Raw genomic sequence first — 26,140 nt, 5'->3', positions numbered from 1 at the left:
TAAGCAGTATGAAAGCGTTATTGAACTCATTGTGATATACTGTTTTTATAAATTTAAGGGAGTTGATTAGTTTATGCAAAATGATCCGTCAATGTCAGGAAACCCTTCTCTTCCAGTAGATGCAGAGGCAGCTAAAAAGACTAAAAAGGAATTAGCTGATGGTGAAGTTGAAAAATCTGATGAAGAAAAAGAAAAAGAATCTCATCCAGATGATGCTAAACCATTTAATGTAGATAAAGTAGATGAGTTGGAAAAATCCAAGGATGAAAATAACAAAGAGTAACCTTATCACCCTGCTACTCTTTTTAGTGTAGGTTTCAATTGAAAAAGGGTCCGCACTGGTTTATAGCCACTTCCAGGTCGGACTCTTTTTATATCAATGGTTTGAAATTAAACTTAACCGCTCTTGTAGTACAAAACTATACCCTTAGAGCATTTTGTTAGCGCTGTCTATTTAAATATGATAGGCTGACTTTAATAATTGAAAGGAGTTTGCCCCTATGCAGAATGGACCTGTTCAATCGGGTAGTCAGTTTATGCCCATTGATATTGCTAAAGATATTAAAGAGGAAGACAACTCTACTGAAGAGAACAAAAAGGCTAAAGAAGCTGCCACAGAGGATGAAAAACCATTTAATCTCGATAAAGTAGACGATTTAGAAAATACTAAGCAGGAAAAAAAGAATAATGACTAGTGTTTACTAATCTATAATTGATGTAGTGAAAAATTAAAACGTCTGATTCGGCTTATAATCACCGAATCAGACGTTTTATTGTGCTTAAATTAGAGGACATGTAAAAGGTAAAAGAGGTAAATCAGATTCCGAATCATATAGATACCCTTTAGGATCATTACGCCATCCATACCTCACGCCGGTAATCGCATCTCTAACTGAATCTTCAACAAGTAGTTCAACCGCATTTGCTTTTATAGAAAATTCACTTTGCAGAACCCAAGCACCACTGATCTCTATTTCAATTTCAGGTGAAAGCGCAGATTGAATCAGATTCCCAGTCAGATTTTTGATGGTCAAGCGTATAAGATTTCCTTCATGAGAAATAGTAGATATTTCAATATTTTCATAGGGCTGGCCAGTTCCATAGTCTCTATATAAAGAAACGTGAGCTAATCGATGTGCTAACGTTTTTTTATCATGTGGATGAAGTTCATAAGAAATGCCACAATCATAAGCCGGCACCATTTCCACCTTGTCATTTTCGAAGCGGACACGGTCCTGTTCATATCTTAGAACCGCCCACTGGTGGTCATCACCATCTCCAGCAGGGTCAATATAATTAGCCAGCTGAACATAATAAAATGGGACGTCATCTTTAAAGAGTTCACGCCAGTCAGCAATCATCAGTTTCATCAAATCTTTGTATCCATTAGGTTGTCCCGTGTTGGACTCGCCCTGATAGAACAAAAATCCACGAACGGACACATTTCTTAACGGATGAAGTATCGCATTGTAGAGTACTGACGGTTTATAGTGGAGGAACAGCATAGGTTCGATCTTTTCCTTACGGTAGCCGATTTTATAAGACCAGCGCCCTTCCAGATCAATCGTTTTATGCCCTAATTCGATTTCGTAAGGAAAAGTGGGGATAAATCCACCATTTCCTGCATCGATCGACAGACGAACGACAAGAGTGTTCATTCCTGATTTCAAATCTAATGATTTTATAGGGTATTTACGCGGCGGATAGCGGTAGCCCGTCTCCCCTATTTTCTTTCCGTTTAAATAGGTCTCATCTCCGTTGATCAGTGAGCCTAGTCTGATCCTGAACGAATCAGATATCAAATCGTCTTCTGTCACAAAAAACGTTTTCCTGAACCAGACAACTCCAGAGAAGCTATACAAGTCCTCCACATCTTTAAACATAAATGGAACCGAAACAGCTCTCCAGGATTGATCATCCAAAGTCTCTTCATACCATTTGACCTCTTCGGTGTAGCCTAAATCGTTCTGATTCAAGTCATCATACCAGGTTTTTGTTATATCAGCATCTTTTATAATTTCTGCTTCAACATTGTTTGGATCTTTCCAGTAGTCCAGTTCGGCGTCATAACTGCCAAGGGAGCGCAGCGTCTCTTCTTTCATCCACGCTTCGACCGGTGTTCCCCCAACAGCTGTGTGAATAATGCCTACTGGTATATTTAGCTCTTCGTGTAACTTTTTCGCATAAAAGAATCCGAGTGAAGAGAAATCCTGAATGTTTTCCTGAACAGCTGACTTCCATTCTCCCTGTTCCATTACGTCTTTAGGTCCTTCAAAAGCCAGATCCGTTTCAACATGAAACTGGCGAATCAGAGGATAATGAGCTGCGTCTATCTCTTCTTTAAACTCATCGTACGTCCGGTTGATTGGCAATTCCATATTCGACTGCCCACCGATTAGCCATACTTCGCCAAGATACACATCAGAGATAATTTTTTCACTTGACCCTGATACTGTTACAGTAAAGGGGCCTCCAGCTTCCATAGATGGAAAAGATAGAGTCCAGTTCCCATGTTCATCCACAATGGTCAGTTCTTTAAGTCCATTAAACTCGACTGACAGCGTTAGACCAGCTTTATCTTTTCCTGAAAAATAAATCGGTTTCTGTTGCTGAATAATCATGCCATCGCTTAACGTATTCGGTAATCTGAGCTGATCTGTTATACTCATGCAGTTTCCTTCTTTTCATAAGATAATAGGTACTATAATTTTTTTCGTTGATTAGTTTTTCCTTGATTTCGTTTGCCTTTCATTCCTTGACGATCCATCAGCTCTTTCTCAAAGTCATCATAAGGATCTTCTACCGCAGGATGAGCTATAAACTGGTAAAAAGCTTGTTTTGATACCATCTTGTAAGGTTCGATGTATAGAGAAAACAAGAGTAGAACGAGTCCGATAATCAGAAGAAAGGCCAGTACAACTCCAAAAATCAGTTCTGCTCCTTCTTGTCCCATTTCCAGTCCCACTTGAAGTTCACTTCGGTTACTCCAGACGAAAAATGCGAACAGTCCAATCGGGACCACATACCACGGAGCGAAAACACCTTGGAGAATCGCATATTTGTAGCTGTTCCCTTTCATCAACTCTTCAGACTTCTTCAAAGCATCCATCGAACTTAATGTCGGATCGTCTTTCAGACAATTTGCTGCCTGACTGTAGAGATAAGCCTTCCAGATTCCTGGCAGGACAAATAGTAACGTCCACCCCAGCACAATCACTCCTCTTAGCGCGATCAGTGAAAACAGCTTTTTACCATTCTCTTTCTGGAAGCCTTGAAAGACTCTTTTGACGTCCAGTTCTTTGCCCATTAACAGATCCAGCCCAAACCAGCGGTAGCTCATGTGGAGCATATCGCCTAGTAAAAACAGAATAATAAGAAGAACAGGTAATAACAGATGAGTCCATGAAAAATTGTTCCATCCTTCAACGAAAAGATCAATTATAGAAAAGGCTCGGTCAAATCCAAAAATAGTAATGAAGATTTGAGCAGTCAACGTCCATGTTACCAATGATAGAACATAACCTACCATTAGAATTAATCGGTTTCCTTTCATTTCCGTTGAAGCGTGTCCTCTAAGCATTGCTATTGTCATGTTCTTCTTCCTTCCTTAATACCCGGTTGATTATTTAAAAGAGACGACTTTGTTAAAGCTCTCTTTCGGTTGATTGTTGACATCAAATAACATCGGCCAGTTCTTGCGTCCACGTACTGGGAAATCATCCAGCCAGTTGTAGCGATCACTTGCAGCCCATAACGTTACGGAGTCGATATGTTCGCTGTATTCTCTGAATAATGAGAAAAAGGCATCGTAACGTTCAGCTTGTTTCTCCATCATCTCATCGGTTGGTGAAGTCAAATCTGTACGCTTATCACCAAAGTTGAAGACAGACACGTCCATTTCAGTGACCTGCAGTTTTAAACCAAGTGATGCGTATTTTTCGATTGCGGCTCTGATATTATCCAGGCTAGGATCTTCAAGACCCCAGTGAGCCTGCAGTCCAACACCATCAATTGGTGTTCCCTTATCCATCATATCTTTAATCATAGAATAAATTTTATCTCTTTTAGCAGGATGAGATTCATTGTAGTCATTATAATACAAAGCGACATCAGGATTTGCTTGTCTTGCAAATTCGAAAGCCTTCTGTACGTAGTCGTCTCCAATTATAGAACGCCACGGCGATTCACGCAACAGGTCATTTCCTTCATCAGCAATCACTTCATTGATGACATCCCATGCATAGAAGGGTGTTTTAAAGTGATTCATCACCACATCTATGTGTTTCTTCATACGGTCCAGGGCTAGTTCACGGCTGGCAGCTTTATCTCCGTCTTTAAATACCCATTCAGGAGTCTGATTGTGCCAGACCAGAGTGTGTCCTCGCATCATCATATCATTGGCTTTAGCAAAGTCAACGATACTGTCAGCTTTATCAAATGTAAAAGTGCCTTCTTCGGGTTGTACTTCCTCAGGTTTCATGACATTCTCAGCTGTTAAGCTGTTAAACTGCTTGATGATCAGGTCCCCGTCTCTCTCAAGTGTTTCCGGACTAACGGCTACTCCTACTTTGAAGTAATCTTTATACGCATCTTTTAAAGTCAATAATTGCTTAGTCATTTTGTCATTTCTCCTTTAGTCTGTTTCATTAGTTTAAGGTCATTAACATATTAAACGTTCTAATCTGTCCAGTTCATCCGGTAGCGTCTACTCAGTGCTAATACTGTGAAAAAGTACAACCCGTTATCATAATAACGTCGGTTACCTTCTCGAGGAGCCGTATTGAAAAACTGTTTGACGATTCGGTCAGTCAGTTCTGAATGATTTAAAGCCAATGCTCCCATTGCATTAGCTGAAAGCAGTCCGATCGGATGAAGAGACGGTTCACTTGTTTCGGTTCCATCAATGACATATTTCTGATAGTCGTCCAGTTCCTTACCATCGAAAAAGGTGAGCAGATTTTCAATGATCGTACCATAATCTTCACGCTTACCAAACCATTCAGCATCCAAGCCTACGTTTGCCGCAAGTCTGTAAGCATCACTGTAAAAATCGCCATGGTCATTGACCGGATTAGGTGTACCGTCGTAATAAGAATATTCTGGATTCATTCCTGTTTCAGGGTGAGTTGATGTCGGTATAAACGCACGACTCGCTGCTGCAGCTTTACGCCAGAAGTCACGGTCTTCTTTATTCGCCCATTCTGAGAAACACTCATAAAAATGAGGCAGATGATAAGACGGGTCAGTAAATTCCCAGTCTGGAACAAACTTGATCAGATAATTCTCAGGGTTCCACATCGGATCTCCTTCTTCATCATTTTCCCCTTTGTGTATGCAGACAGATAATAGTTCTCTGGCTTGTTCGCTATAGTTGAAGGGTGTTTCAGTTTTATCTCCCCATCTTTTTGAGGCGAGAAATAAAGCCATGGCGAAAAATTCTTCTCCATCTGGTGCAGGTCCTTCACTCATTTTTTCTCCGTCTAAGGTTGCGTGCCAGCCAAAGTATCCTTTATATGGGCCATCGTGATTACGCATAAACGTATCTGTCCATTTCCAGATGCGGTCGAAAATATCCTGACGATCCATCTGAACAGCCATCATCATACCGTAAGACTGCCCTTCTGTCCTGACATCTGTATTTCCGGTATCAACCATGTAGCCCATGTCTTCACCGACATTAAAATAAAATTTTGTTTCAGGTTCAACAAATATCGCCTTCCAAGTTAACTGGATTTTATCTTCGATTTCCTGATCTGTGTATCCTGCTTCTTTAAATCGATTTCTGTAGGTTGTTTTCTCCAACTTTGTCATCTGCTTGTCTCCTCAATTAAAACTATTTAATGGTTGACTGATTGTGCGTGTGTTACCTTCATACTCTAGTTCTATAGTTAACCGTTCCGGTAGCGAGGCAGGATCGATGTCTTTAACAAAATTAACAAGGCGCTGCTCATCAGATTTTAAAGTGCCCCTTGAAGCCGCGATAAAAATCTGTCGATTCTCACTTAATAATGAAACAGTCAGTTTATACTCAATAGCTGACTCTCCCTGATTATGAAGCATTAAATCCACTATTATCTCATCGGCTTTTCCTCTGTGAATCCTGGAAACAGCTGCAAGCGAACTTTCCTTTTCAAGTACCATCTTATAAGATCCAGTTTCTGGAGATACTTCAAAGTCATGATACCCAGTGGTCAGATAGATTAAGTCAGATGAATCAGTGGGTTCTCCATCAATAGTCAGTGTTGATTTTTCCTTTGTCTCTGATACAAATGTATAAAAACCAGAGGTTGTCACATAGCCGATGCGAGTAATCAGTTCTCCTGGAACAAACGAATAGTCCTGCAGGCTAGCTGGTAAAGTGACTGAGTAGTTTTCCAGATAATCAGCATGCGGCGTAGCTTGAGGCCCAAGGTAAGTCGGTTTAAGACCACCGCAGTCAATAATGATTTTCTGTATGACGACTTGAGGATCAGCTAACGTCACATGAAGGGTATGTTCCCCAGCTTCGACTTGTTTAAACGCTTTCCTGTAATGGTGACAGTTGTAGATGACGCTCTTTTGCCAGTCTGGTGAATCATGTTCCCCGTTTTGCGTCAAATCACCCGGATGTAAAATCTCTGGCTTAAGTTCGTCTATAGATAAACCAAGACGCATTCCTCTGTCAGGATCAAACGGGAGGGAAGGTGCTGTGACAATGATCACCTCGATATCACTGGATTCAGGTAACATGATGTCATAGGATAGTTTAGGGCTTTCCTCTAAAGTATAGTCGTGTTGACCGTTGACTGGGTATATAGCCATAGATGATTGTGTTAGCCCATAATCAGGAAGAACTGTCCATTTGTGATCCTTGGTTTCCTGTTTACCTGTAAAATCCTCAGCTTCTATAGCAATTTTTCCATCTATCGGGATATATCCGCCTGAAAGAGGAACCTCAGGATTATCAACAGAAAATGTGACTGATTCTGTTTGATAGTCCGACCCTATGAAGGTAATCTTAACATCAGCGATTCCTTTCGGTGCCTTCTCCCAATCAATTTTTATCTGCAGGCGTCTTTGAACAGATAGTATAAAGGCTGAACACTCAACATCGGCCCATTCTTTGTCAGATACAACTTTTATATCAACAGATCTCAGACCTTTGTTGTAAATATCAACAGTTAGCGGGGTCTTTGTGTAGTAGTCGGTTTGATCTGATCCAACGACCTTAACGCCAAACTCCTCTTCTAACATATCGTCTCTGGAAAGTGTTGCAACTTCCGGCATAATCAGTTCATCTGGCTGCTGCCAATAGGTATACCCAATATGAAGCTGATCCATCATATGGTCCCATTTCCCATTTGATATCCTCTTGTTGTATTCAAATGTCAGCAGTTTATCTTCTTCAAACAAACGTTTTGCTTCGAGTGCAGCTGAATTGGCAGCTACTCGACCTTCTGATTTATACAGTTTGCTCAAGTTGGCCATCAGCTGTAACTTCAAGACTGTAAACGAGGCTTTTGCCGGGTAGTAGCCCACCTGATAAAATACATCTTTTAAATTGTCAGGTAACCTGTTCATGATCGATTCAGCGAGATCAATACTCGCGCTGAACTCTTCAAGTATACGCTCAGCTTCATATTCATTTTCCCAGCTGTACTGTTCTACAAGATTATTGACTTCGGGTTTTATACGCCCATTAAATTTCACGTAATCTCTTATGACCTGAGCTATATCATCACCGTATTCTTCTCCAAATGTATAATCTGCCCATTCTTTGCTGTAAATGTCCAGATTATCTGGTGTGAATGCATTGACATCCCAGGCTAATCGAAGGAAGAATTCAGTTTGGAATTCCATCGGCTTTAAATCACCGACATTCACAATCCACAGTTTTTTTGCATCGTAAGCATAGGCTTTCTGCATCTGTTCATAAGTTTTCTGTATAGGAACGGTATTGACCCACTTATACGAACGCGGTCCACCGACGTAATCAAAGTGATAGTATATACCAGCCCCACCTGTTCTGGATCGTTCTTTGCTAGTAGGTAATCGTCTGATATTCCCAAAGTTGTCATCCCCCCACAAAAGGGTGACATCATCAGGTATAGCCATTCCTGAGTCATAATACTCTTTGACTTCTTTATAAAGCGCCCACATCTGAGGGACGGCTTCTACAGGACTGTCCATCGTTTCCTGTATGATCTGACGTTGATCAGCAATAATTGTTTCCATCAACTCGATTTTTTCCTGGAAAGACAGATCCCCGCCCATTGGCTCATCTCCATCTCCACGCATCCCCAAATTGATAATCGTTTCAAATGGTTTAGACCGTTCTATGCCTTGCGCCCAGAATTCCTGTAAGTAGTCTTTATTCGTTGCATAGTCCCACGGCCCTTTTTTGTGAGCTTTCCAGTCTCCATGCGGTCGATTCATCGGTTCATGATGGGAAGTTCCAATGACTACACCGTATAAATCAGCTGTTTCGATATTTTTCTCGTCATCTTCATAAAATGTACTGTCCCACATAGCCGGCCAGTGGTAATTAGCTTTCAGACGTAAGGTCAATTCAAATATTTTTTCATAAAATTCGTGAGTGAAGTCTGGAAAATGGCTCCTGACCCAAGTCATTAGGGAGGGCCCCTCATCATTTAAAAAGAATCCTCTGTACTCCACACTGGGTTCTCCCTTCACGATTCTTCCTTCTTTGAGATATAATGCATCATGGGTCTTAACAGGTACATCCATCCACCAATGCCATGGTGAGACCCCTATTTTCTCGGTAAGGTCATACACGCCGTAAATAGCTCCTCGATTGTCACTTCCCAGTATCAGGATACTCGGCTCTGACTGATCGGGTAAAATGAGTGTTTGAATGAGAAAGCTTTCCCACTTCCCTTTTAGTTCCTCCACATCCACATCAAGAGTGTTGAGCAAATCGTCATTATCAACTGTACCCACGATAATAGAAGGCGTATTAAGGCGTTCAGTGTTGAATGCAGGCTTATGTCCAGTGACTCTTTCAATATCGTTCTGCAGATCGCCCGCTGCTCTTTTAACACTTTTATGCTCAGTGTCCAGTACTACTACCGGCAATGTCTGAGTGGTATCTGCAATCGTGACCGTATGGATATCTTTATCGAATGTTATATAATCTGATTCAAAAAACATAGAGTCCTCCAACTTATCCGTTTTCTATTTTTAAAGAGTGGAAATCTAAAGATCCTTTTCCTGCAAATTCGAATTTAAGCGCAAACGGTGATCCGTGCTCGCTCAGTGGACAACTCAGTTCCAGCCAATCTTCAGAATACAAATCGATTGGTATGATGGTTTGAGTCGTCTGCCCTCCTGTTTGAGACACAAGCAATTCTCCCGAAGCCTCACCACGTAAACTGAGAGTAAGATTGACTGTTTGGTCGAATTCAAAGTACTTGTATTCTACAATCGAACTGTCTTTTACTGATTTTATAATGGAGACTGCAGTATCATCTCCCTGATGTTGTGTAACATATGGTGGGTTCGTTGGGTCAAGAGTATTAATCAGTTTGCAGGCCATTCCAGCCGGGTAGATTCCTTGCTCATTAAATGGCTTTCCTCTTAATCCCTGACTGGTGTATTCTGTTTCCTTAAACAGGCCGTTTTCTTTTCTTTCAACCACATCTCCTACAACTTGTCTTGAAAAATGACTGCGGTTAGTATGTCTATGATTAAAGACAAAATAGTGATCGTTGATTTTTTCGAGACAGCCATGATTATTTTCAATAAAGTGATCTCCATCAGAGTGAATCGATCCGTTTAGGACATAAGGGCTAGTTGAATGGAGTCTTCCTTTATACTCAAACTCTTTGTCTGGATAGTGACTCATTGCATAATGCAACCCAGTTAAATCTGTGGACATATAGACCAGCACGAACCACTCGTCAAATTGTCTGATTGACGCGCCTTCAAAAAAGTTAGGAGCTGATCTGTCGTCATCTGCCGGCATCAGAATCTTTGGGCAAGTTTTTGTTGTCAGCATATCCGGTTCCAGTTCTCTGACGAACAAACCCACGACAGGATGACCATTCTTTTCATTTGTTTTCTGACCAGATCCTGAATACAGATAAATAGAACTCTCTGTCACAATAACAGCAGGATCAAATTCGAAGTAATCGTTTAGAGATTCTCCATAAACATGTCCCTGTTCATCTTTCACATCACCGTAGTACTCGAACGGCCCTGCTGGCGACTCACTCACTGCTACTGACATGACGCTAGAATCGGCCATTGAATAGTACAAATAATATCGGCCATCTGGTCCTTTGGCCACATCAGGTGCATACATGTAAGGTTTCCCTTTTTGTAAAGGAGAATCATGCTGGTCCTTTCTGTAGATAACGCCTTCATATCTCCAGCTGGTCAAGTCCGTGACAGGAGCAGACCAGGTGACATAATCATTTTCGCAATACATTTTTCCATTAAACTGATCATGACTGCCATAAATATAGACCCGATCGCCAAAGACATGGGCTTCAGGATCTGGAATATACTCATCAGCCGGTAAAATAGGATTTCCGAAGAATGCGTTCATCTTTTCCTCCATTAATTTATGTTAATCGGAATTAGCTGATCAAAGATTGGGTTTTAACTGGATTGCATTTTCTTCTGCGATGAGACTCAGTTCCTGTGCTTTAAATATGTGGTCTTGAGTCATGGCTTTTTCAGTTCCGTGAATACAGTCTAAAATCATTTCTCCAAAGAAAGGATAGCCTACTTTTCCGTTACAGTCGATATGCTGCTCCCCTTCTTCTGTTACGAGATAAAGATGATTCCCAGATTCTTCTTTCGCCACATCAACGTATTTGCGCAGTTCGATGGTCCCTTTTGTGCCGGTGATAAATGTTCGGCCATCTCCCCAGGTAGAAAGGCCTTTCGGAGTGAACCAGTCTACTTTGAAATAGAATGTAGCGCCATTCCCACCTACCAGCGTGGCATCCCCAAAATCTTCCAGACCGGGTTTGTCAGGATTGGCATAATTGGCTACTTTACTGTGTACCACTTCGGCTTCGGTATTATTTGTATAATACAAGAATTGCTCGATCTGGTGACTTCCGATATCGCATAAGATCCCGCCATACTGTTCCTTGTTAAAGAACCAGTCTGGTCTATTCCCTTTACCCAGTCGGTGCGGACCAAAGCCGGTGACTTGAAGAACATCTCCTATTACTCCCTGGTTAATCAGTTCTCCTGCATAAATCGCACTTTCAACGTGAAGGCGTTCTCCAAAATAGACAAAGAATCGCTTGCCTGTTTCCTGGACTACTCTCTTGCTTTCATCCAGCTGCTCAAGAGTGGTGAAAGCAGTTTTGTCAGCAAAGTAATCTTTTCCTGCGCGCATCGCTTCATTCCCGATCGCACTTCGTTCACTGGCAATGGCAGCTGACAGTACCATGTTCACTTCTTCATCGGTGTAAATCTGCTCTTTTGACTCAGCGATGTTTACCTCCGGATATGCCTGTTTAAATTTATCCGTTTTTTCAGGATCTTTATCATAGACCCACTTCAATGATGCACCAGCTTCCACACAACCGTTAACCATCCCGTAAATATGTCCGTGATCTAATCCTATTGCAGCTATAACAAATTCACCTTTCGACACCACAGCTTCCGGTTTGCCTTTTGGTGCATGATTCATTCCACTTACTTCAGTCATTTGATTTCCTCCGTTTGGTTATGATTTAAAAGACTTAGGTAATACTGTAATGGGTTCGACTACTGTTTTTGATGACTCGGCCATCATTTCTATAAGGTGGATCGATGGTAAAGCATCTTCCACAGAAACATAGTCATCTGTATCTTCCAGTATGGCTTTATAAAATCGGTCAATCAGCAGCTTATGACTTGCCCCAAAGTAAAACTTGATGCCTTCCAGTGTATCATCTACTGCCAGCTGCTCTTTTTCACCTTCACTATTCAGTCTATATAGTCTACTGTCTTTGATCGTAAACGTTTCGTTTTCAGTATTGACCTGAAGTTCAACTGATGAATTATCGACATTGGCATTTGTGGCATGAAAATAACCACGTGAACCTGAACTGAAAGTGAACACAGCACTTGCTGTATCTTCCACTTCACTGTCAACATCCAGTAATTTAGATAAAGTTGCTTTTACTGAGGTCACTTGTCCTCCCAGTAATTGAACCAAGTCCAATGTGTGGATCGACTGACTCATGATATTGCCATAGCCAACTTCCGCTTTGGTCCGACGCCACGGCTTAGTCTTGTAATAACTATCTTCTCTATACCAGGTCACCAGTGCTTTAATACCCGTCACCTTACCAGTTTCTTTTTTATTCAGATAGTCCTGTAACTTTAAGAAAGTCGCATTATAGCGATTCTGAAAACAGACACAAATCTTCAGACCGGAATTATCCTCCAGTTGTTTCTGAAATTTCCCTTCTTCATAACTAATGGAGACAGGTTTTTCCAGGAAAACGTGAACGCCTGCTTCAATACACGCTTTAGTAACAGGGTAATGCAGGTGATGGGGCAGGCAGTTGTGTACAACATCTAATGCCTGCTCACTGAGCATCTCCTTGAAATTACTATAAAAGGGCGTGCCTTCGACTACTGATTTCAGCGATGGATCTGTGTCACAGGCAGCGACAAGTTCAGCGTGTTCACTCATCTCAATGGCCTGAATATGGATAGGTGACACATCTCCAAGTCCAATAATTCCGACTCTCAGTTTTTTATTATCATTCATTACGTCTTATCCCCCCGAAATAAAGTTAAGTTGTAATATCAGTTTGATCAAAGTTTTCAACCGAAGATGATTTTTCGTAAAAGCGTGGCGCATGTTTCATTACGCCCTCTTTCGTATAAAACGGATGAGATGGGTCCAAAGGCAAACTGACTGTTTGACCTGATTGAGAAGCCGCGTATATCGCCATGATCAGCTCAAGTGTTTCTTTGCCCTGATACCCATCGACCACTAATTCCTGTTGTTCAAGGATATGCTGAATCACATTATTCAGCTGACCAGTATGTCCTTCATAAGGCAGGTCTTTCATGTTGGTGTACATTTCTGAGATCTGCTTCATTTTATCTGTATTTTCCTCAGGGAACCCGTTTTCCTGAGAAGTAGACGCGTATACCTTGAATGGTGCAGAAATCCGTCCGTCTTCTCCCTGAAAAATGAGCTGTTGTTCCTGTCCATGATGGACCACTGAACTCGTCAAAGTAGCCAGTCCCCCATCTTTATATTTTCCGATGGCAATTGATATATCTTCTACTTCAGCATTGTCATGTGCGACGTTACTCATCATGGCTGTAATTTCATCAGGCATGCCGTTCATCCATTTAAAAATATCCAAGTGATGGACCGCGTGATTAAGCGTGCAGCCTCCACCTTCTTTTTCCCAGGTTCCACGCCACCATAAATCATAGTAACTGTGACCTCTCCACCAGAAGGAATCCACTTGCGTATGCAAAACTTTCCCTATGACTTTATCCTCCAGAAGCTGTTTGAGTTTCATCATGGGATCTGTAAAACGGTTTTGCGAAATAATCGACAGTACTCTTCCTGTTTCTTCAGACACACGATTCATATCATCACACTCTTTAAGAGAGGCAGCCATCGGTTTCTCAACCACTGCATGAGCCCCTGCCTTCATCGCATTTATAGCGATTTCTGCATGAACATACGGTGGAGTACAGACAGAAACCAGATCGATTGCTTCTTTTTCCAGCATCTCTTCGTGATTGTCATATATCGCTACATCGAGTCCAAATTTTCTGGCCAGTTTTTCTGCTTTTTCAGGGTATATATCACACAGCGACACAATGGTCACGTCATCTTTAAACTTAAGGTACCCTTCTAAATGAAGGGGTGATATAGCGCCTGTTCCTACTATTGCTACATTAAGCATATCAGTCTTAATCTCCTTCTCAGTTTTATTGGTATCTACATTTATTTAGTTCAGACAGTCTTTGAAGGCTGAACTGTCCTTACTTTGCACTTTATCAAGTTTAGATCGCCAACTAGAGGCTGAACTATATTGGAAACACTATACATACAGTTTAAACAATTGTCATACGACTGAACTCTATTTCATCGTTACTATCTTTAGTTCAGAACTGTAAATCTTATTAAACTATATAAAATGACCTATTGACATTTTTTTGAGTAACCTAAAAGCCGACTTATTATGTGCATAGAAATTCTGGTTAAATTCAAAGAAAAGCTATGACAGAAAATATCATAGCTTTCTCTTTAATTATTTAACCGTTGTCTGTTACCAATTTATGAGACAAGTCTTTTATAGTCGGATAGACTTCTTTGTAGTTAGCATAAACTTTTTCATATTGAGCAACGGTATCCGAATTCGGTTTAACTTCAGATTTATAGTGAACAAATTCTTTTGAACAAGCCTCGAAATCGCTGAACCAGCCTGTTCCGACAGCCGCTATCATAGCCGCTCCCATAGCAGGACCCTGTTCTGTTTCCAATGTCACTACAGGCGCATTGAAGATATCTGCCTGCATTTGCAGCCAGTCTGGATTTTTAGCGCCTCCGCCAACAGAGACAATTTGTTTAAAGTCTTTGTTGGAATGTTTTTTCATTAACTCATACGAATCTTTAAGTGAAAAAGTAATTCCTTCCAGTACGGCACGTGCAAAATGATCACGTGTATGTGCAATATCCATCCCCAGGAAAGTTCCTCTTATGTTACTGTCCGTGTGCGGTGTGCGTTCTCCCGAGATATAAGGTGCAAATAATAAACCGTCAGATCCAGGCTTGACGTCTTTCACCCCTTTCAATAAATCTTCAAAGCTTTCTTCAGGTGCGAAAGTTTTCTTAAACCAGTTTAAACTGCTTCCTGCAGCCAGAGTAACCCCCATTGTATAATAGGCATTAGGGACCACATGATTGAAGTAGTGAAGGTGTCCATTATATGCTTTGTCTCCCGTTTCTTCGTAAGACAAGAATACACCGGAGGTTCCAATACTGGCCATACCCTGATCTGGACGAACAATACCAGCACCTACTGCAGCACATGGATTGTCTGCTCCACCAGAATACACTGGAACATCCACAGTCAGTCCAAGTTCTTTAGCCAGATCTGTATCCAGTTTTCCGATTTCATCATTTGAATTCACAAGAGGTGGACATATAGAAGTTGAAATATCTAATGCCTGGCCGATTTCCTCGCTCCAGCTTCTCTTTTCAACATCTAAAAACAGAGTGCCTGCTGCATCTGAATACTCCATTTGCTTGTTTCCAGTCAAACGGTACCCAAGGTAGTCTTTAGGAAGTAAAAACATATTTACTTTGCTCCAGACATCCGGTTCGTTTTCTTTGACCCATAGTAATTTCGGTAAAGTAAATCCTTCTAACGCTTTATTCTTCGTGATATCGATCAGGTTAGCCACTTTATCAGTGATCGTGACACACTGTTCAGTCGTACGGACATCATTCCATAAAATCGCTGGACGGAGCACCTCGCTCTTTTCATCCAGCAAGACAAGCGTATGCATTTGTCCTGAAAAGCTGATACCTTCCAGCTGGTCTTTTGCATCTGGTGTTGATTTAAAGATAGCTGCCATGACCTCTTTAGCCGCTCTGAACCATTCTGCAGGATCCTGTTCACTGTGCCCTCTTTCAGGTGTCAGTAACGGGTACTCAGAAGAAGCTTCATCAACTATTTTACCGTTTTTGTTTACGAGTATTCCTTTTAATCCACTTGTTCCCAAGTCTAAACCTAATACATAACTCATATAGACACGTCCATTCTCTGATTTTATAAAAAATAGAGGACCAGCTTTAAGGGAAGCTCCAATCTAGAATCGATCAATGCTTTCCGTTGAAGTCGGTCCCCTCTATTCAATTCGTTTTAGTTTACTTATTTAGTTGTGCCGGACTGGCCCACAACAGATTTGCTTTTACCTTTAGATCCATTTCCATAATGACGTGTCTGAGTCCAGTGGTCACGGTCATCCGCTTTTTCTTCATATCGGAAATAGTCAAAGTCAGCAGCCAGACGCATACCACTAGTATCGATACAGCTCATTCCAACGAATGCGCCGGTAAAGAATCCGGATTCCTGAATATACTCATCAGACAGTTTCCATGAATCGAATACTGCCGGGATCTCTTCCCACTTCTCGCCGTCAAATGAATAACTGAACTGATAATGGTACTGATCGACTTTAACTTTAAACCAGACTGCTTCTGCCTCATCCGGAACAGGGATAACATCACTGCCTAAAGGATTAGACACGTTGTCGCGTTCTGAAGCGTATAGATCGATCACTTTTCCTTTATCTTCATGCCAGGTGACATGAAGACTTGTCCAGTTTTTAGTGTTGTAATAGTTGACCAGACCAGCCTGCTGCTGGAATGACACCGGGTCAACAGATACTTTTGTTTCTGCTTCAAATTCGAATGCCTGCCAGCGACGGGCGACAAGTGCTTGTTTATGCAGGTTAGAAAATGCCCCTGCACCATATATTCTCAATTTTCCAGGCTTATCAGTCACTGATGCAAACTGAGTATAAGGAATGCGCAGTGTCTGCCATTGACCCCCTAGTTCCTCAGAGTCAAACTGGTCGACAATAGGGAAGTCAGCATCCCATTTCTGTTCAGGAAGATCTGGTGCCTCAACAGATACTTTAGGGTAATTGCCATCTACTACATAAGGCCAGCCCTCTTTCCATTCCAGTTTCTGAATAGCCGTTTCACGACCAAGCTGGCTGTATCCGCGGTCCATCAGTAATACGTCTCCAGGTGCTTTAGTCGGACGAGCAGTCAGATGAGCCAAATACCATTCGCCGTTTTGAGTTTCAACTAGTGAACCATGTCCAGCTTTTTGAAGAGCTAAACGTGGATGTCCCCAAGATGAAATCAACGGATTGTCAGGATGCGTTTCGTACGGTCCATCAATCGTTTTTGAACGTGCAATCGTGGCGTGATGATCATACATCGTACCGCCTTCAGCAGTCAGTAAATAGTAGTACTCATTGATTTTGTATAAATGCGGTGCTTCTGTCAGCCCAACATCTGTCCCTGTGTATATGATTTTACGGTCACCAATCAGTTTTTCCTGATCAGCATCATATTCCTGAAGAACGATGCCACCAAAATCATGCTTCCCGTTACGGTGATCCCATACCATATTAACGAACCATTTACGTCCATCTTCATCGTGGAATAATGAAGGGTCAAATCCAGACTGATTCATATAGACCGGGTTGCTCCATTCACCGTCAATTGTGTCACAAGTAGTCAAATAATTGGTCACATCTTTCCAGCTGCCAGATGTCACTTTGACATCTGAGAAAATAAGGTAAAATTTCCCATCGGCATAACTTAATTGAGGTGCCCAGACACCACCTGAGTCAGGGTTTCCTTTCATATCCAATAGTTCAACTCTGTTTAATGGTCGCGCCACTTGACGCCAGTTTTTCATATCAGTTGAGTGATAAATAACAACGCCCGGGAACCATTCAAAAGTGGACACTGCGATATAAAAATCATCTCCTACTCTTAACATACTTGGGTCTGGATTGAATCCTTTTAATACTGGATTTTGAATCATTGACATATATATAGCCTCCTATAAATTTTACTAATAAAATAATATAATTAAATCATTCGTTCTCTTTAACGAAATTAGCTTTTACATCTCTTACAGTACTATAGTTGTACAGTGTCCAGATATAAGCCAGAACAGCTGGTATAGCCAGTAATAACCACTCTGAGACAGCTAATAGAAGAAAGACAACAATGAATATGATCAGGAAATTACCGATAGTCAGTTTCAGTTTCATGAAAAAGTAATACCATCCTAATTTCAGTAAATCTTTGTACCTGAATTCAAATTTGATTTGAATCAAAAAAACAGGGATAAAATACAAGCTCAAAATCATTATAAGCAGGACAAACAAGTAGCCAATAAGAATGTACTGACTGTCTGCTATATTAATATAATAATTGATATTTACTGAAAACAAGTAAATCAGCAGTAAGTACGGCATCCAGATTTTTAAACTATCTAGACTATTCAACCGGTAATACTTCCTGAAATCTTTGCCTGGTTCAGAAAAGTCATCATTCTCCACTACATTGATCGTTGAACCAAGCAATCCTCCTATTGCGGGACCTAATGGGATGATTCCGATCAGGTACCAGACTAAGTTAGCCAGTGTCGCTTCTACGAATATAAAGAAGAAAAACAGCGGAATCAGGTTCAAATTAAACCAAAGGGTCGTAATGAGAAACCATGAAATATTTTGAGAAATCTTATACAGTCTTCCTTCACCAATATCTTTATTAAAATCGCCTCGCATAAAAATCCCTCTCACTCTTCATATTTGACAGTTATCTGCCTTCATATGGGTTGGTCACTATGAACAGCTGACATTTAATCACCGTTATAAATACTAACCCGTACGCTAACTATTTTACAGAAGCAAGGTCATTATGTCATGTCAGATCTGTAATTTAATAGAACAGACTGAACGTCTAATGTCAGCAAAAAAAGTCTAAAGACTAACTAATATAATCACTATGTAAACAGACAGAAGGTTACCCTCTGACCGTGCCTGCATCAAAATCATTTCAGCCGATTTTGATGCTCACACTTACTTGAGCAGTCAGCAGTGTTTTAACACTACGTTGTCTCTTGTATATCCAGAGAATAACCTTTGTCCGCGGAAAGACAGCAAGGGTCTAAAACTGTTTCTTTCCAAAATTTATTTTCATCCGGTCAGAAAGAGTGATCTAAAACGGTTCAGATTACTCAGCCTGATTAGATTGGAAATCTTGGTATGCAGTGTTGACAATATCAAGATATTGATCGACGTTCTGATTTTCTAAATCAGCCATAAATTCATCCCAACGATCAAAGTCGTACTGGCCAGTGATGAAACGTAGAGTATACGTTTCTGTTGTATCTTGTAAAGGCGTTCCGATTAATGATAGTTGTTCCTGATCAGCTTCACTCAATGGATATGGAGGAGCTGGAGTTATAACTTCTCTATTCGCATTTGTTTCATTCTGGAATTCGATTTCTTCTTCGTCCATTACGGATTGAAGAAGTTCATCTGTACCACCAGAAGCAATGATTCCGTTACGGAAACCATGATCTTCTTGTAAGTGTTCAGTTCCTTCAGGATTCAGTCCTAGATAAGTGATTGGATCAAGAGGCATGTATCCACCTGGAGCTTCTTCTGAACGCTCGAATGTTTCGCCTTCTTCACCCCACCAAGCTAGTTCATTTCCTTCTTCACTGTAGTATAACCAGTCAACGAATTGCAGTAATGCCAGGAAGTCGTCACGTTCAGCAACGTCAGCTCTCAGCATAAATCCGGCTACAAAGCGGCTTCCGCCAACATATGGGCCAGCTGGTCCTTCAGGAGACAATATTTTTCCGATTTCATACTCGCCTTCACCATGGATTTCCGCCATTGATTCTCTCTGTCCAATAACGGTCTGAGAGTTAGCAGAAATGACATACGAATTAGCATTATTGAATGAGTTTTGAGCCGTTTCATCTTCTTGAGTGAACGATTCTGGATCCATTAATCCATCTTCAACTAATCCTGCAAAGTACTCTACCAATTCACGGTAGCCATCTTCCATAGGCGCATAACTGAATTCATCGGCACCCTCGTCAAAGACAACTCCACCGCCGTATCCCCAACCAGCTACAGTATCAAATGAAGGGGCTGCATAGTTGAGTAAGGCTTGACCTTGCCACTGATCGTTAAATGGAACGTTCCCAGTTTCATCAGCTAACACTTGTAAAGCATCTCTTAATTCATCCCATGAATTTGGTTCTTCTACACCATATTCATCAAATACTGTTCTGTTGATCATAAGCGTATAGTCATGACGAACGTTTTCTTCAATACCAGGTAAGATGTAATATTTACCATCAGCCTGACGGTTCTGGTCTAATTCTTCTGAAAGATCCCAGTCTTCAATACGCTGAGACAGGTGAGGCATCAAGTGAACATAATCAGACAAAGGTAGAAGTGCACCCGATCCAACAAATTGTGACTCATCTCCAGGATATGAGTTTGAAATGATATCTGGAGCATCCCCTGCAGCAATCAATACTGATCTACGTTCAGGGAAATCTGATAAAGGAGCAATAACGTTATCAAATGTAACGTTCGTTCTCTCTTCAAGCATGTCGTAGAAAGTCCAGTCTTCATCCAGTGGATAGTTCGGGTGATCTCTGTACAGGAAAGAGAATTCTAAAGGCTCTTCAGAATAAAACGTATCTCCCACACTAAAATCTTCCATTGCGTGTTCAGTTCCAATATCGTCTTCAGTTACGCCAGCTTCGCCTTCCTCTGAAGTCCCATTATCTCCATTAGAATCTCCGCCGTTGTCAGTTGTATCGTCTCCTCCACAAGCAATCAGTAAAGTTGCTGTAGTAAGAGTTAAACCAGCTAATAATTTTTTCTTAAGTGATGAACCCATTGTTTTCCTCCTTATATTGTGATGCTTGAAATCAATAAAATAATACCTTAAAGCATTTGTCAAACTGATCGTATGGCATCGACCCCTTTTAGTTTTTTCCATAGAAAAGTTTTTGCAGTAAGTTCCATAACCTCTCACTAAAGTGATGATTGTGGAATCAGTAAACAGTTAGCCCTATCTCATTACTTCTCCTGCTGCAAAATTGACAAGGACCGTTTCTGTCAAGCGTTTACACTATTTTAGTTTTATTAACCGGGAATCATTCAGCACCCCCGGTCAATAATTTAAACCCTTTATTCTTTAACAGATCCCAGCATGATTCCTGTTACGAAGTACTTCTGAACAAATGGATAAACACAGATGATCGGTAACACTGTCAGGAACATGGATACTGAACGTACATTGGAAGCGATTTGTGCCCCACCAGCTTCAGCTGCGGCAGCTTCACCAGTTGCTGTTGCTCCGGAAATCAGATTTCTCAGGAACAGGGTAACTGGGAATAATGTCCAGTCGTTCAGGAACATGAATGCCTGGAACCAAGCATTCCAGTAAGCTACTGCATAGAACAGTGTCATTGTCGCTAAGATTGGTTTTGATAACGGCAGTACGATTTTCATGAAAATACCGTATGTTGACATCCCATCAATAGAAGCTGCTTCTTCCAATGAAGGCGGTAGATTCTCGAAGAATGCTTTCATGATCAACATATTGTAAATACTCAGCGCCAGCGGGAATACCACAGACCACATTGTATTAGTAATGTTCAAAGTGTTGTTATACACGATATAGGTAGGAATGATCCCTCCGGCAAAGAACATCGTGAAGACTGAAAAGCCGACCCAGAATCCTTTCCCTTTTAAGCGTGTTTTCGGTTTAGCCAATACGTAAGCGAGTAAAGTTGTTAAAAACATAGCCAGCGCAGTTCCGACAACTGCATACACGATTGTATTTCTGTAGTGAATCCAGAAGCGCTGATTACTTAATACTGCACGGTAGGTTTCAATATTGAACCCTCTAGGCAGAAGGAATACTTCTCCTGCAGTAATGAAACGCTCACTACTGAAAGACTGAGCAATGATATTAATGAACGGTACAAAAGTAACAATAACAATTAATATCATCGTGATAATATTAAATATGCGAAACGCTTTATATCCTTTAGTGTCATTTAAATGCATGATTTTCTTCCTCCCTTTACCATAGACTTCTATTAGTCAGTTTTCTAGATAATAAGTTCGCGCTCATAACCAGTACAAATCCAACGACCGCCTGAGCTAAACCAATAGCTGTTGCGTATGAGAAGTTTGCACTACCTAAACCGATACGGTATAGATAAGTAGAGATAACATCTGCTGTTTCATACGTTAACGGATTATAAAGTAGGAATACTTTTTCAAACCCAACGTTCATGAAGTTACCGATATTCAGAATGAGCAGTGTCATGATTGTTGGTAATATACCAGGTATCGTAACGTGCCATGTCTGTTTCAGTCGGCCAGCCCCATCGATGGCAGCAGCCTCATATAAGTTTGGATCGATGTTCGTTAAAGCAGCAAGGTAAAGGATTGCTCCCCAACCAGTCGTCTGCCAGACACCAGATGCGACGTAAATTGTACGGAACCACTCTGCTCGCTGAAGGAAAATGATGCTGTCTCCTCCAAAGAATTGGATCATCTGATTGATGATACCATTTGCAGATAACATTTCCATGATCATACCGGCGATAATAACCATCGAAATGAAATATGGCAGGTATGATGCAGTTTGTACAAAACGTTTGAATTTCATACTCTTAACTTCATTCAGTAACAGTGCAAATATGATTGGAATCGGGAAGTTGAACAGTAGTGTCAACCCACCAATAGTGAATGTATTTCTGAAAACTCTCCAGAAAGTACGGTCATTCCAGAACATTTCAAAATACCGAAGTCCAACAAAGTCTTGTCCAAGCATGCTTCCACCTGGTACGAAACGTCTAAAAGCAATAACGTTACCAATCATTGGCAGATACTGGAATATTACAAGATAGATGACAGGTAAAATAAGAAACGTATACAACTGCCAGTCTTTTTTCAGTGATTTGCTTGTTGATTCCCATTTGGATACTTGGGTCTGTTTCAGTTTCTCTTTGTATGCTTCAACATCTTTAACGCCGCCTTGAGCAGATGCAATGCCTGTTTCAGGATTGTTTCCGGTCGGTCCGGTTCCAGTTCCTCCGGGTGTTTGGCTATCTAATTCCATTGGGTTTCCTCCTCAAATAGATCCATGATTAGTGAGTTTCTGTCTTTTGTTTTTCAAGCATGTCCCAGGCACCCATCATGTACATGATACCCAGCGCACGATCGTACAGGCCATATCCTGGTCTGCTTTCTTCTCCCCATAAATGTCTCCCATGATCCGGTCGCATATACCCTTCGAATCCGATTTCATGATACGCTTTCATTATTTCAAGTATAGGAACTGATCCATCCTGTTCCCTATGAGAGGTTTCAATAAAGTCACCATTCTCAAACACCTTTACATTACGAATATGAGCGAATGGAATTCGATCTTTGAATGTACGGATCATATCCGGTACATCGTTTTCAGGATTTGACCCTAACGCCCCACTACATAATGTCAAGCCGTTCGAAGGACTGTCAATAATGTCTACAATACGCTGCAGGTTATCTTTACTGCGTACAATACGTGGAAGATTGAATACGGGATAGGGTGGATCATCTGGATGAATTGCCATTTTAATACCGTTTTCTTCTGCCACAGGAACAACTTCTTTCAGAAAGTGAGCCAGGTTGTTAAACAAATCATCTTCTGATACTGTTTCGTAAGCTTTGAATAACTCTTCTATTTTCTCGAGTCGTTCTGGCTCCCATCCTGGTAAAGTCATTCCTCTGGAAGATTTCTTAACGTTTTCGACTAACTCGTAAGGGTCGACCCCTTCGATCTTATCGACTTCATAAAATAAAGCAGTGGAACCGTCTTCAAGTTCTTTAGCCATATCTGTTCTAACCCAGTCAAATACCGGCATGAAGTTATAACAGACGACTTTAACACCACCGACTTTTCCTAAATTACGAAGTGTTTCTTTATACTTCACAATGTATTTTTCTCTTTCAGGAATCCCTAATTTGATCGATTCATGAATATTAACTGATTCGACCACATCTATCCCCAGTTTGTACTCTGCTGCCTGCTCTTTCACTTCCTGTATACGCTCAACTGGCCAAACTTCACCAGCCCGTAAGTCATGAAGCGCCCAGACTACGCTGTGCATCGATGGAATCTGACGAATATCTGAAAGTGATACTGTATCATTTCCAACGCCGTACCAGCGAAAAGTTGTCTTCATACTGTTTCCCCCTTTTTCATTATTTCCTTTTATTACAAGGCGGGGAATTCCCCGCCAGTTTTTAAAGACTTATCTGTAAATCGTTCTGCCCTTCGCATCTTCAACGCCTGATTTGCGGAAGTAATAAGTGTTTACCTGATCCCGCCACTCTCTGGCTGATCTAAGCTGCTCTTCCAGTCTTTCTTTAACGTTGCGATAGGATGCTTCGTCCACTTCACCTTTTAACGATTCCCACTGTTTCTGATAGTCCAGAACTTTGTCGTAACCCTCAAAATGAGTATCGTAAATGTGCTGGATGATTGTTTTTCCTGTTTTAAGCTCGTAACTGTAAGGTAAGTGATGGAAGAATAAAAGCAGTTCTTCCGGACACGTCTCTACGTTTTCATACATAGCATAATTTTCGTCGTAAAATTGTCTCGTAAATCCGGTACCTGATGCAACTGTTCGGTCAACGCCCAATCCATCTCGATCTGAGAAGTGGTACGTTCCCCACATATCGTACTCATACCCGTCAATATTAGGTCCATAGTGATGATTTGGTTGAACCATCCATCCGATACCAAGTGGAGATGTGTATTTTTCATATGTGTCCCAACTGCTCATCAATATATCAAGGAGTGTTTCATTTCTTTTTTCTGATAAGGAATACGTTGCTTCGATCCATTCTTCAGCAATTTCTTCTGCACTCAGACTTGGATCCCAGATCAGACGTCCATATCCGAATAGATTAGCTTGTGACAATTTGTGACCTGTCCAGTTCTCGTCCATTCCAGTGTTTACTACTGCAGTTATACCGTTACGTTCTGGATTTTCAGGAAACTTAACCAGTACGTCCTGAATGGTTGTACCTGGCCCATCTGCATAGGTGTCGAAGTCTAATACTTCTTTCCACATCGGGATCAGATAACAGATATGTTTCTGCTGCCCTGTATACTCCTGTGCAATCTGGAATTCCAGCACCTGGTTCGTATTACGCAAAGCTCCAAATAATGGTGAAACAGATTCACGAACCTGAAAGTCCATCGGTCCATTTTTGATCTGAAGAACGACATTGTCAGCAAAATCGCCATCAGTCGGTGCGTAATAATCATAAGCAGCCCTAGCTCTGTCAGTCGAACGGTCACGCCAGTCCTGATGATTATCGTAAACGAAACATCTCCAGAAGACTGTACCGTCAAATGGTTTAAGGGCTTCGCCCAGCATGTTAGCTCCGTCAGCGTGAGTCCGTCCATAAGTAAATGGTCCCGGACGGTTTTCTGAATCCGCTTTAACGACAAATCCGCCAAAATCAGGAATATGATCATAAACCAGTTCAGCAGTTTCTTTCCAGAACGCTCTTACTTTATCATCAAGAGGATCAGCTGTATCTGTCCAGTCTACTTCGATCGGCGCAGCATAGTTTACGCTTAGGAACAATTTCAGTCCGTAGGTTCTGAAAATATCTGCCAGTTTTTTAACTTCTCTTATAAGTGAATCTGTGATGAAATAACTTTCTTTTTGATGAACGTTCACATTATTAATGGTCAATGCGTTGATTCCAACAGAAGCCAGCATCTTGGCGTATTGCGCAAAGCGCTCGTCTTGCAGTCTGAATTCATTATTACTGTAAAACAAGGACCGTCCTGCATATCCACGTTCGACGGAGCCGTCGAAATTGTCCCAGTGGTTGATCATTCTTATTTTGTTTTTAGGATTTGATAATATGGCTAGTTCAGGTTTCTCATTTTTTTGATACGCTCTCACAATATGGAAGAAACCGTAAATCAGTCCTTCTGGTTTAAGTGCAGTTACGTATACTTTGTTGTTTTTTTCTTCTATCTTGAAACCGTCTAATATGATAGAGTTATCTTGTATAACTTCAAATGACAGTATGTTCTCGCCTTCTGGCTGAGACTCTTTATATAGAAGAAACTCTTTTTCAAGTGTGCTTTCTAAATGTTCGGCACCTTTTATTTCTATTTTACTAAATGGCCATGCTATCAATGTAGAGGCTGAAAGCCAGCTCTCATCGAAGTCAAATTTAGTAGTCATGCACAATCCCCTTTTAGTCTTTTTTTAGTTAACGCTAACATTTGTTGCAAAAAAAAATCATTTATGTCAAAGTCAGCCTCTATCTCACTAAATTGTAATGTGAAAGAGAAAGAAAACCTTTACATTTTATGTTTTTTTATAATAAGATATATGATACACTAGGTGTACTGATAGTTTGTTAGTTGAATTAACTAACTCCTGATATAACTATAGCGAAACTGCTTTTTAATGTCAAGCGCTTCCAGTCATTTTTTTGATTATACTTATGAATTTTTAGTGATTTTAGGTTGACCATTCAAGGGAAACCG

General features: G+C 41.0%; 19 protein-coding genes. 2 read left to right on the top strand and 17 right to left on the bottom strand.

The features are described from left to right. The first annotated feature begins 73 nt into the window (after positions 1-73). Both CLV38_RS08165 and CLV38_RS08160 read left to right on the top strand, forming a co-directional pair. Positions 74-283 carry a hypothetical protein gene (locus CLV38_RS08165; protein WP_106193887.1) on the top strand — a complete coding sequence of 70 codons (210 nt, stop codon included), beginning with the start codon at positions 74-76 and terminating at the stop codon, positions 281-283. Positions 284-500: 217 nt separating this feature from the next. Continuing rightward, on the top strand, positions 501-695 hold the full coding sequence (locus CLV38_RS08160) for a hypothetical protein (protein ID WP_106193884.1): 195 nt from the start codon (positions 501-503) through the stop codon (positions 693-695). Positions 696-779: 84 nt separating this feature from the next. Here CLV38_RS08160 and CLV38_RS08155 read toward each other — a convergent pair whose 3' ends face one another. The 17 genes from CLV38_RS08155 to CLV38_RS08075 all read right to left on the bottom strand — a co-directional run bounded on the left by CLV38_RS08155 (position 780) and on the right by CLV38_RS08075 (position 25,832). Next, positions 780-2,669, bottom strand: a complete 1,890-nt coding sequence (locus CLV38_RS08155; protein WP_106193882.1) for a sialate O-acetylesterase — start codon at positions 2,667-2,669, stop codon at positions 780-782. Between the two features lie 32 nt (positions 2,670-2,701). After that, entirely contained in the window at positions 2,702-3,592 is an 891-nt protein-coding gene (locus CLV38_RS08150; RefSeq protein WP_106193879.1) for a DUF975 family protein, read from the bottom strand. 30 nt (positions 3,593-3,622) lie between these two features. Next, a complete protein-coding gene (locus CLV38_RS08145) occupies positions 3,623-4,618 on the bottom strand; it encodes an endo-1,4-beta-xylanase (RefSeq protein ID WP_106193876.1) in 996 nt (331 codons plus the stop codon). 59 nt (positions 4,619-4,677) lie between these two features. Continuing rightward, positions 4,678-5,811, bottom strand: coding sequence for a family 8 glycosyl hydrolase (locus tag CLV38_RS08140; protein ID WP_106193874.1), 1,134 nt, complete (start codon positions 5,809-5,811; stop codon positions 4,678-4,680). Between the two features lie 12 nt (positions 5,812-5,823). After that, entirely contained in the window at positions 5,824-9,150 is a 3,327-nt protein-coding gene (locus tag CLV38_RS08135) for a glycosyl hydrolase 115 family protein (protein WP_106193871.1), read from the bottom strand. Between the two features lie 13 nt (positions 9,151-9,163). Beyond that, the gene (locus CLV38_RS08130; RefSeq protein ID WP_170068849.1) at positions 9,164-10,549 is read right to left on the bottom strand and encodes a family 43 glycosylhydrolase; all 1,386 of its coding nucleotides are present in this window, start codon (positions 10,547-10,549) and stop codon (positions 9,164-9,166) included. Positions 10,550-10,588: 39 nt separating this feature from the next. Next, the gene (locus tag CLV38_RS08125) at positions 10,589-11,671 is read right to left on the bottom strand and encodes a Gfo/Idh/MocA family protein (RefSeq protein WP_106193865.1); all 1,083 of its coding nucleotides are present in this window, start codon (positions 11,669-11,671) and stop codon (positions 10,589-10,591) included. 18 nt (positions 11,672-11,689) lie between these two features. After that, positions 11,690-12,724 carry a Gfo/Idh/MocA family protein gene (locus CLV38_RS08120; protein WP_106193862.1) on the bottom strand — a complete coding sequence of 345 codons (1,035 nt, stop codon included), beginning with the start codon at positions 12,722-12,724 and terminating at the stop codon, positions 11,690-11,692. Between the two features lie 25 nt (positions 12,725-12,749). Continuing rightward, positions 12,750-13,889, bottom strand: coding sequence for a Gfo/Idh/MocA family protein (locus CLV38_RS08115; RefSeq protein WP_106193859.1), 1,140 nt, complete (start codon positions 13,887-13,889; stop codon positions 12,750-12,752). A gap of 352 nt (positions 13,890-14,241) precedes the next feature. Continuing rightward, positions 14,242-15,738: a xylulokinase gene (xylB, locus tag CLV38_RS08110; RefSeq protein WP_106193856.1), complete on the bottom strand. Its 1,497-nt coding sequence runs from the start codon at positions 15,736-15,738 to the stop codon at positions 14,242-14,244. 125 nt (positions 15,739-15,863) lie between these two features. Next, complete coding sequence (locus CLV38_RS08105; RefSeq protein WP_211295447.1) at positions 15,864-17,558, bottom strand: glycoside hydrolase family 43 protein; 1,695 nt, start codon at positions 17,556-17,558, stop codon at positions 15,864-15,866. A gap of 52 nt (positions 17,559-17,610) precedes the next feature. Beyond that, complete coding sequence (locus tag CLV38_RS08100) at positions 17,611-18,309, bottom strand: YesL family protein (protein WP_106193850.1); 699 nt, start codon at positions 18,307-18,309, stop codon at positions 17,611-17,613. A gap of 448 nt (positions 18,310-18,757) precedes the next feature. Beyond that, the gene (locus CLV38_RS08095; protein ID WP_170068848.1) at positions 18,758-20,452 is read right to left on the bottom strand and encodes an ABC transporter substrate-binding protein; all 1,695 of its coding nucleotides are present in this window, start codon (positions 20,450-20,452) and stop codon (positions 18,758-18,760) included. 293 nt (positions 20,453-20,745) lie between these two features. Then, entirely contained in the window at positions 20,746-21,630 is an 885-nt protein-coding gene (locus tag CLV38_RS08090) for a carbohydrate ABC transporter permease (RefSeq protein ID WP_106193845.1), read from the bottom strand. Positions 21,631-21,646: 16 nt separating this feature from the next. After that, positions 21,647-22,693, bottom strand: coding sequence for an ABC transporter permease (locus CLV38_RS08085; RefSeq protein ID WP_106193843.1), 1,047 nt, complete (start codon positions 22,691-22,693; stop codon positions 21,647-21,649). 28 nt (positions 22,694-22,721) lie between these two features. Further along, positions 22,722-23,801 carry a mannonate dehydratase gene (uxuA, locus tag CLV38_RS08080; RefSeq protein WP_106193840.1) on the bottom strand — a complete coding sequence of 360 codons (1,080 nt, stop codon included), beginning with the start codon at positions 23,799-23,801 and terminating at the stop codon, positions 22,722-22,724. A 69-nt stretch (positions 23,802-23,870) separates the two neighbouring features. Further along, a complete protein-coding gene (locus CLV38_RS08075) occupies positions 23,871-25,832 on the bottom strand; it encodes an alpha-glucuronidase (RefSeq protein WP_106193837.1) in 1,962 nt (653 codons plus the stop codon). Between the last annotated feature and the right edge of the window lie 308 nt (positions 25,833-26,140).

The organism is Alkalibacterium olivapovliticus (assembly GCF_003003275.1).
GTDB classification, from domain to species: Bacteria; Bacillota; Bacilli; order Lactobacillales; family Carnobacteriaceae_A; genus Alkalibacterium; species Alkalibacterium olivapovliticum.
This window is presented reverse-complemented; position numbering and strand designations above follow the sequence as displayed.

Excerpts from the sequence above, each read along its gene's own strand:
- CLV38_RS08165 (WP_106193887.1), top strand. The coding sequence starts at position 74 with ATGCAAAATGATCCGTCAATGTCAGGAAACCCTTCTCTTCCAGTAGAT.
- CLV38_RS08160 (WP_106193884.1), top strand. The coding sequence starts at position 501 with ATGCAGAATGGACCTGTTCAATCGGGTAGTCAGTTTATGCCCATTGAT.
- CLV38_RS08155 (WP_106193882.1), bottom strand. The coding sequence starts at position 2,669 with ATGAGTATAACAGATCAGCTCAGATTACCGAATACGTTAAGCGATGGC.
- CLV38_RS08150 (WP_106193879.1), bottom strand. The coding sequence starts at position 3,592 with ATGACAATAGCAATGCTTAGAGGACACGCTTCAACGGAAATGAAAGGA.
- CLV38_RS08145 (WP_106193876.1), bottom strand. The coding sequence starts at position 4,618 with ATGACTAAGCAATTATTGACTTTAAAAGATGCGTATAAAGATTACTTC.
- CLV38_RS08140 (WP_106193874.1), bottom strand. The coding sequence starts at position 5,811 with ATGACAAAGTTGGAGAAAACAACCTACAGAAATCGATTTAAAGAAGCA.
- CLV38_RS08135 (WP_106193871.1), bottom strand. The coding sequence starts at position 9,150 with ATGTTTTTTGAATCAGATTATATAACATTCGATAAAGATATCCATACG.
- CLV38_RS08130 (WP_170068849.1), bottom strand. The coding sequence starts at position 10,549 with ATGAACGCATTCTTCGGAAATCCTATTTTACCGGCTGATGAGTATATT.
- CLV38_RS08125 (WP_106193865.1), bottom strand. The coding sequence starts at position 11,671 with ATGACTGAAGTAAGTGGAATGAATCATGCACCAAAAGGCAAACCGGAA.
- CLV38_RS08120 (WP_106193862.1), bottom strand. The coding sequence starts at position 12,724 with ATGAATGATAATAAAAAACTGAGAGTCGGAATTATTGGACTTGGAGAT.
- CLV38_RS08115 (WP_106193859.1), bottom strand. The coding sequence starts at position 13,889 with ATGCTTAATGTAGCAATAGTAGGAACAGGCGCTATATCACCCCTTCAT.
- xylB (WP_106193856.1), bottom strand. The coding sequence starts at position 15,738 with ATGAGTTATGTATTAGGTTTAGACTTGGGAACAAGTGGATTAAAAGGA.
- CLV38_RS08105 (WP_211295447.1), bottom strand. The coding sequence starts at position 17,558 with ATGATTCAAAATCCAGTATTAAAAGGATTCAATCCAGACCCAAGTATG.
- CLV38_RS08100 (WP_106193850.1), bottom strand. The coding sequence starts at position 18,309 with ATGCGAGGCGATTTTAATAAAGATATTGGTGAAGGAAGACTGTATAAG.
- CLV38_RS08095 (WP_170068848.1), bottom strand. The coding sequence starts at position 20,452 with ATGGGTTCATCACTTAAGAAAAAATTATTAGCTGGTTTAACTCTTACT.
- CLV38_RS08090 (WP_106193845.1), bottom strand. The coding sequence starts at position 21,630 with ATGCATTTAAATGACACTAAAGGATATAAAGCGTTTCGCATATTTAAT.
- CLV38_RS08085 (WP_106193843.1), bottom strand. The coding sequence starts at position 22,693 with ATGGAATTAGATAGCCAAACACCCGGAGGAACTGGAACCGGACCGACC.
- uxuA (WP_106193840.1), bottom strand. The coding sequence starts at position 23,801 with ATGAAGACAACTTTTCGCTGGTACGGCGTTGGAAATGATACAGTATCA.
- CLV38_RS08075 (WP_106193837.1), bottom strand. The coding sequence starts at position 25,832 with ATGACTACTAAATTTGACTTCGATGAGAGCTGGCTTTCAGCCTCTACA.